Origin of the sequence: Pseudomonas sp. NPDC089758 (assembly GCF_044748705.1) — a bacterium.
Taxonomy (GTDB): Bacteria; Pseudomonadota; Gammaproteobacteria; order Pseudomonadales; family Pseudomonadaceae; genus Aquipseudomonas; species Aquipseudomonas putida_X.
This window is the reverse complement of record NZ_JBIVGN010000008.1, coordinates 206,658-214,269: the sequence shown is the minus strand read 5'-3', so window position 1 is coordinate 214,269 and position 7,612 is coordinate 206,658. Positions and strand designations below refer to the sequence as shown.

5 protein-coding genes and 1 pseudogene are annotated in these 7,612 nt (G+C 52.5%); 2 read left to right on the top strand and 4 right to left on the bottom strand.

Features of this window, described 5'->3' with window-relative positions; all coding sequences use genetic code 11:
• Window positions 1–1,264 (top strand): tyrosine-type recombinase/integrase (locus ACIPZH_RS13850; protein ID WP_400636513.1); only part of this gene is annotated, 1,264 nt, incomplete at its 5' end.
• 48 nt (window positions 1,265–1,312) lie between these two features.
• Window positions 1,313–2,227: pseudogene (locus ACIPZH_RS13845) on the top strand (CaiB/BaiF CoA transferase family protein); the annotation flags it as partial.
• Between the two features lie 47 nt (window positions 2,228–2,274).
• Here ACIPZH_RS13845 and ACIPZH_RS13840 read toward each other — a convergent pair.
• The 4 genes from ACIPZH_RS13840 to ACIPZH_RS13825 all read right to left on the bottom strand — a co-directional run bounded on the left by ACIPZH_RS13840 (window position 2,275) and on the right by ACIPZH_RS13825 (window position 7,414).
• Complete coding sequence (locus ACIPZH_RS13840; RefSeq protein WP_400636512.1) at window positions 2,275–3,537, bottom strand: OprD family porin; 1,263 nt, start codon at window positions 3,535–3,537, stop codon at window positions 2,275–2,277.
• A 99-nt stretch (window positions 3,538–3,636) separates the two neighbouring features.
• Window positions 3,637–5,289: an AMP-binding protein gene (locus ACIPZH_RS13835; protein WP_400636511.1), complete on the bottom strand. Its 1,653-nt coding sequence runs from the start codon at window positions 5,287–5,289 to the stop codon at window positions 3,637–3,639.
• A gap of 16 nt (window positions 5,290–5,305) precedes the next feature.
• Window positions 5,306–6,034 (bottom strand): nitroreductase, encoded by a 729-nt coding sequence (locus ACIPZH_RS13830; RefSeq protein WP_400636510.1) that lies wholly within the window; start codon window positions 6,032–6,034, stop codon window positions 5,306–5,308.
• Between the two features lie 27 nt (window positions 6,035–6,061).
• A complete protein-coding gene (locus tag ACIPZH_RS13825) occupies window positions 6,062–7,414 on the bottom strand; it encodes an MFS transporter (RefSeq protein WP_400636508.1) in 1,353 nt (450 codons plus the stop codon).
• Window positions 7,415–7,612 lie beyond the last annotated feature (198 nt).

The window sequence follows — 7,612 nt, the reverse complement described above, 5'->3', positions numbered from 1 at the left end:
CTTTTTCGACTTTGCTGTCGGGGCGCATCATGCAGGGCTGGCTCCAGAAGGAAATCGGGAGCACAGCATCGGGCATCAGGTAAGCGCTTTGAATGATGCAACTGTTGTTGCTGTTCACCAGTATTTGGCGGGTTTCGACTCTCGGCAGTTTCCCCTCGATGGGTATGAGGCGGTACGCGGCTTCCTGGAGTCTTATGCGAGTAACAAGGCAACTTTCAATTCGTATCGTACCCATGCCGAACGGCTATTACTCTGGTCGCTGCTGATTCGTGAGCGACCTCTGCTTGATCTACGTCGCTCTGATGCTGAAGAATTTCTGAATTTTTGTATGAATCCTCCTTCCAACTGGATCGGAAAAATTGTTAGAAATCGCTATCTCACCAAGAATAACAACGTGGCTCCCAACCCCGCCTGGAGGCCCTTTGCAACATCACAAGAGGCTAACTGCTACAAATTGACTGCAGGAAGCATTGCGCAGGTTTTTTCTGTGTGCAGTAGCCTTTACGAATACGCGATTGACGAAGGGGTTTGCACAGTTGTAAATCCATTTCGGGCGATAAAACAAAAATCGAAATTCAAAAATCGCTCAGTGCAAAAGTTTACGACCAGGTCACTTACACCTCTGCAGTGGGAGTACGTGCTCGAAGCAGCAGAGTCGATGGCTAATTCTGAGCCTGAACGCCATGACCGATCACTTTATATAGCTGCAACAATGTTCTCGATGTATCTCAGGGTTTCAGATCTTTGCGGTCGCGATAATTGGCAGCCCTCAATGGGTGATTTTCGTCCCGACCATGAAGGTAACTGGTGGTTCCATGTGATCGGTAAGGGAAATAAAGCGGCGAAAATCGCTGTCAGAGAGGACTATGTGGAGCTTTACCTTAAGCGATATCGCTTATACTTAGGGTTGAGCCCCCTGCCCTCGCCAAACGAATCTACTCCACTTTTGATGGCATTTAACGGCAAAGCCGGGCTCTCAACACGTATGGTTCGATTTATAATGCGAGAGGTCTTCGATTTTGCAATCGACCGGATGGTTAGTGAAGGCCGCCATGAGGAAGAGATTCAGAATTTAGGCGTCGCTTCTACCCACTGGTTACGACACACTGCCGCGACTTTCGATGCGCCATTCCGAGATCCGAAAGACCTACAAGCGGATATTCGTCATAGCAGCCTTTCCACCACCCAAAACATCTATTATAGCAGTCATGACAATCAGCGAGCCTATTCGATTCAGAAGCTCTCAATGAAGGATCGTGGCTGAACTAATGTGAATTGGAGGTTGTAAATGGATGTGCCGCCGTTCCCTTCGGTGGTCGACCGGGGGCGAAGGCGAATCAGCATCGATATCAGGAGCAGTGCTGGCAAGGAGAAGTGCCTCGAGCTTTTTCAAAACGCAGACGTAGTAATCGAGAGGTTCAGGCCCGGAGTGATGGAACGCCTCGGCATGGGGCCGAAGTAAGCATACGCAGCTAACCCACGACTGATCTACGGACGTGTCACAGGCTGGGGCCAAACAGGGCCGCTAGCCAAAAGCGCCGGTCACGACATTAACTACATTGCTCTCACCGGCGCGCTTGCAGCCATGGGTGATCCCTCCGAATGCCCACGCCCTCCCCTTAACCTAGTTGGCGATTTCGGAGGCGGATCGATGTACCTGGCGTTCGGTATTGTGAGTGCACTCTGGGAAAGGGAGAAATCAGGCCTGGGTCAGGTGATTGACGCGGCAATGATTGATGGCGTGTCCTCAATGATGAGCTTTTTCACAGGCTTGATCCCGAGTAAAAAAATCAGTTTAGCTAGGAGCCAAAACGTTTTGTCAGGAAGCGCGCCAGACTATCGTTGCTACCGTTGCGCCGATGGGCAGATGATCGCTGTAGGCGCACTGGAACCTCAGTTCTTGAGAGTGTTGCTTCAGGCAATCGGCGCTTCGGTACAGCTGATTGACCCGGAGTCAGACTCAAGCAGCTGGATGCAAAAGTCCGAAGGCCTGGCCGAGCTCTTTGCAACTCGTACACGAGAAGAGTGGTGCTCGTTGCTTGAAGGGACTGACGCCTGCTTCGCTCCTGTGCTGTCGTTCGCTGAGGCGGTAGAGCATCCTCATATCCGAGACAGAAATATCTACCAGGAACGAGATGGCGTTCTCCATGTAGCTCCCGCACCTCGTTTTTCACGAACCCCTGGTGCAATTCAAACGGGAGAGAGCGAATCCTTCGACTGGGAGTGAGTGGGGAGGAAGGGCCGACTCGGCAGAGCCGACCCACTTCGCTAGTTTTAGAAGTTGAAGGTGTAACGCATGATCAATCGATTTTCATTAGCGCTATCGGCGTAGGTCGAACGGTTCGTGGAGTTACGCCATTGGAACGAAACCCCCTTTGCCGGCCCACTCTGAATGACATATGAAATGTCAGTGACCCGTTCCCATTCTTTCCCCTCCTCCCCGTTGAGGCGGAGGGAAGCTGCTTGGCGACTTCTCAGCAGATCAGGATCAACATCATCACCTTTCATGTACCTGGTGGTAAACAGCAAGCCAGGCACACCCAAAGCAGCGAAGTCAAAGTCATACCTCGCGAACCAGACGCGCTCGTTGGGGGCAGTGAATGTGCTGACCAACGATTCGCCGAACAGGTAGGTATCTGTGCCGTTTACAAACGCAAATGGCGTGTCGCCCCAAGCCTTCTGGTAACCGCCCCCGATGGTGTGCCCCTTGATGCTATAGGCGAAGTAGCTACTCAGCGTTCGGTTATCCACTTCACCCAGTTTGTTGGAGCCGGTCTCGCTGGCATCGAAGAGGCGAACATCCGCGATTACATTGCCCTCCAACAACGGCTGAATGACTTTGATTCCGCCGAAGTAGGATTTGTAGAGGTCTTCAAGCTCGGCGGCGTGCAGGCTGAACGTCATGTCCTTCGCAGGTTTGAAGTCAAATGCTAGGTAGTTGTAGTGATCAGCCTCGACCGGGGCGTAGCCAAACGCTGTGAGTGATTCGAAGTCGGTGGAATTACGCTGTTTCACAGCGTTGACCCTTGTAGCCGTTACCGTCAATTTATCAATGTCGTTGACGGTCAGAGAACCGCCGCGAAAAATCTGAGGCAGTAGGCGACTATTGTTGCTCCAGAGGAGAGGCATCAGAGGATTCACCCCTCCTATCCTCAACTCAGTCTTGCCTACCCTCGCTTTAGCGGTGGCCACAAATTTTCCGTACTCGTCTTCCACATTTCTGTCGGAATCGTAGGCAAGCAGCCCAGACCCCGTTCTGTCAGGGCTAGAGTCAAGCTTAACCCCCCACAAGCCCATGGCATCGATACCAAAACCCACTGGCCCTTCCGTGAATCCAGACTGCAGGTTCAGAATAAAGCCTTGTGCCCACTCATCGCGCTTGGACTGCGCGGCCTTATCATTGCGGAAATCACGATTGTAATAGAAATTTCGAAGCTCGAGACTGGCTTTGAAGTCTTCCACGAACGCAGCAGAAGCATAAGGCGCGACCAACAGTGCAGCAGAACACGCTAACGACTTTTTAAAAACAATAGACATCACAGGCACCTTGTTCTTGTTGTGTGCTTGAGCATGGGCCGCACATCAGCGACCCATGTAAATGCCGACCCTGGGTAGGATCAAACCCCTGCTGACGGATTAACCATTAGACGCCAATCTAGTGATTGCATCTCGACTTCCGGCCAACTCTCGAAGAATGAACTTCTGAACCTTGCCAGTCGCAGTTTTTGGAAGCTCTTGGAAAATCACTCGACGAGGACACTTAAATCGCGCTAGTCGCTCCTGACAGAACTCAATAATTGCACGCTCCGACGGTTGGACATGACCTGGCTTTAATTCAATGAAAGCACATGGCACCTCACCCCAGGTATCATCAGGCTGTGCAACAACTGAGGCATACAGCACCGAAGGATGGTGATGAATTATTTCTTCCACTTCGATGGATGAAATATTCTCACCCCCAGAAATGATTACATCCTTGCAACGGTCAGTGATCTGGATGTAACCATTCTCATGGACGACTGCGATATCCCCAGTGTGCAGCCAACCACCCTTGAACGCTGCCTGAGTAGCTGCCTCGTTCTTGAGATAGCCCATCATCATCGTATTGCCACGCAACAGCACCTCACCTGGAGTATGACCGTCGTGCGGCACCGGCTCCAAGGTGTCTGGATCAGCCACCATTAAGGCTTCGAAAGCAGCTGCCCTGGCGCCCTGTTTGACCCGAAGCGAAGCTTGTTTCGATTGTGGCAGGTCGCTCCAATTGTCTTGCCAGACGCAACTGATAGGCGTCCCAGAAACCTCGGTGATGCCATAGACGTGATCTACGTCGAAGCCGAGGGACACAACCGCGTCGAGGATCGCAGCAGGCGGCGGTGATCCTGCGGTTAGAACCTTCACAGGCCGCGTCAGCGGCTCTGCATCGGTTGCATTCGCGATCATGGCCATCACAATAGGTGCCGCACAGAAGTGATCGACATTGTGATCACGAATGGCGTCAAACACCCCTTCAGCCGACACCTTTCTCACGCATACATGAGTACCCGCTGCGGCAGTAATCGCCCAGGTAAAGCACCATCCATTTGCATGGAACATTGGCAGCGTCCAGAGATAAACTGGATTTCTTGAAAGCGGCCAGTTCGTCATCTGCAGAATGCTCATCAGATACGTTCCGCGATGGCTAGCCACAACACCTTTCGGATCACCAGTCGTTCCGGAGGTGTAGTTCAGCGAAATAGGTTCCCATTCGGACTCGGGCCACTTACCCGGATATTGGATATCACCCGACGACAGCAGACCCTCATAGTCAGTAATGCCGATTGGGAAACCAGGGCCTGCTAAATGGTCATTGATATCAATGACCATGGGAGCCCGTTCCAGCATACTCAAGGCCTTTTTAGTGACCTCTGCATATTCGCGGTCGACGAGGAGCAGCTTGCACTCACCATGACGAAGAATAAAAGCCAAGCCATCTGCATCCAAGCGGTAATTCAGCGGATTCAAGACAGCGCCTGCTAGTGGAACACCGAAGTGAGCCTCTAACATAGCAGGAGTGTTAGGGGAAATGATGGAAACAGTGTCACCACGCCCGATCCCTAAGTTAGCCAAAGCGGATGCCAGGCGATAGCAGCGATCTCGAGTTTCAAGCCATGTCCTATGCAGCTCACCATGTACAACAGCAGTTCTGTTTGGATTAACGAGTGCCGCTCGCTCCAAAAAACCCAGAGGTGTTAGCGGGACATGGTTTGCAGGGCCACGGTCTAGCCCCTTGTCATAGGCATTATATTTCATTCGCTGAACCTCTTTTTTATTCTGAGTGAAAGGTAGTGAATGCGCGCACTGGTTCACGGCCAGTAACTAAAGTGTTCACGATACTGTCATCGTCCGCATAACCCAGGCTCATCCCACAGACGAGCATTTGGCTATCGGGTATTCCCAGCATTTCAGAGATGATGCTGTGATATTTGAGGAATGCTGCTTGGGGACAGGTGTGCAATCCCCTTCCCCGGGCTGCGATCATGATGTTCTGCAGAAACATTCCGTAGTCCAGCAGACTTCCTTCCTGGAGTACGCGGTCGATTGTGAAGAACAGGCCAACCGGCGCCCCGAAGAAACAATAATTCCGGCCATGCTGCTCATGCATTCTTTGCTTGTCGCTTCGACTGATCCCCAGCAGGCTATAGAGCCTCCAACCCACTTCCCTTCGTCGCTCAATGTAGGGGGACGTCCACTCCCTCGGGTAATACTCATAGGGATCAGAAAAACTCTGGTCATCATCCGGACGGTCATCAACCTCGGTGAGTGCAGCGGACAACCGAGCCTTCATCTCACCTGTAACAACATGCACTCTCCAGGGCTGCATGTTGACTCCCGTTGCGCTATAACGAGCCACGTTGAGAATCGCTTCAATTGCCTCTCGAGGTACGGGAGTAGTGAGGAACGACCTTATGCTCCGACGTGAGACAATTGCCCAGTCGATCAAGCGAGCCGTCTCGTCCGAACCCACCGGTGACTTGCGTAAGCGATCAGTAAGCATTTTTGAACCTGTCTCTCAGATTTACGGTTAGGTCAGATCGTGCGAAACAGTGGCCTTCTTCCTCACCACAGCGGAGTCCGCGCGAGATTGATTGATCATGGTCACAGCAACGGCACCAATCAGGCCGGCAAGACCGATGGCCATGAAGTTCTGCTCCAGGGGCAGGGCCATCGATACGAGGGCACCGATCAAAACAGGCGCGACAATCGCCCCGATGCGACCGACGCCCGACGCAAAACCGACCCCAGTGGAACGGATGGTGGAGGGATAGAAATCTCCGGCGTATGCATAGGCCAGGAGCTGGGTACCGAGCGTCGAGGCACCCACGATGAACACTACGACGAAGAGCAGTTCAGTAGAGCGCGTATAACCCAGCAGCGTGAGTGCAACAGCCCCCACTACGTAGAACACCACTAAGACGTGCTTGATGCTGAACTTGTCGCTGAGCCAGCCACCGAAAATGGCACCGAAGATCGAACCGAGATTGAACACGATGACAAAATTCAGGGCGGAGCCGAGGCTGAAGCCCGCCATGGCCATCAGCTTGGTGAGCCATGAGTTGAGCGCGTACACCATGAAAAGTCCGGTCATGAATGCCAACCAAATCATGACGGTGCTGTACCCACGCCCTTCCTGGAAAAGGCTTCGTACAGGCTTGTCTTGGACAGAGATAATTTGAGGGTTGCCGACGAGCTGAGTGTCGTCCTTGATCACAAGGTCAGGACGGAGACGACGGGCAATGACTTTCAACTCGTCTTGCCGGCCTTGCTTCAACATGAAGCCGATGGAGTCGGGCATGGTCTTCAGTATGAAGGGAATCAAAACTACTGGCAGGGCCGCCACGTAGAACACGTATTGCCAGCCGTAGCTTTCGATCAGTTGTTTACCCGTGAGCGCTACCAAAATTCCGCCCACCGAATAGCCCGCGAAAACGATGGTCACCAGGCGGGTGCGAACTTTCAGTGGAGAGAACTCCCCCATCTGCGCCGTGCAGATAGGGAGCACGCCGCCGATCCCCAGGCCGGCGATGAAGCGCATGATACTGAAGGTGAGCGGGTTGTCAGTGAGACCTGCTGCAGCGGTAAATACGCTGAAGAGAGCTACACAGATTGCAATCATCTTTGGCCGACCGATCCGATCTGCCAGAGTGCCCAGGAAAATTGCCCCGAGCATTGTGCCAAACAGCGCTGAGCCAGCCATAACACCAGCACTGGTAGCGTCAATTTGCATGTCAGCCATGATTGCTGGCAGAGCGGCGCCAACCACCGCCAAGTCGTAACCATCAATTATAAGAATTAACACGCACCAAAAAAGAATCAATCCATGAAAGCGATTGAACTTTGACTCTCCGGCCACCGTGTACATATTCAAAGAACTCATACCTTGTCTCCTTCAATCTTATTTTTGTCTTTTGAAGTCCACATACGTATAGCAATTCGGCACAACTCGACCACACGTACAAGTACGCGTGATTCCGATTGTTAGTCGGGGGAGTTGTGAGTCGCCCGCACTGGGGGGCGCCTGAGGAAAATCGTAGGCCTAACGGCAATTACCAACCATGCCCAATGGCATCGTTCT

What these genes read in the sequence shown, in the direction of transcription:
- ACIPZH_RS13840 (WP_400636512.1), bottom strand. Translation starts at nt 3,537, where the DNA reads ATGTCTATTGTTTTTAAAAAGTCGTTAGCGTGTTCTGCTGCACTGTTG.
- ACIPZH_RS13835 (WP_400636511.1), bottom strand. Translation starts at nt 5,289, where the DNA reads ATGAAATATAATGCCTATGACAAGGGGCTAGACCGTGGCCCTGCAAAC.
- ACIPZH_RS13830 (WP_400636510.1), bottom strand. Translation starts at nt 6,034, where the DNA reads ATGCTTACTGATCGCTTACGCAAGTCACCGGTGGGTTCGGACGAGACG.
- ACIPZH_RS13825 (WP_400636508.1), bottom strand. Translation starts at nt 7,414, where the DNA reads ATGAGTTCTTTGAATATGTACACGGTGGCCGGAGAGTCAAAGTTCAAT.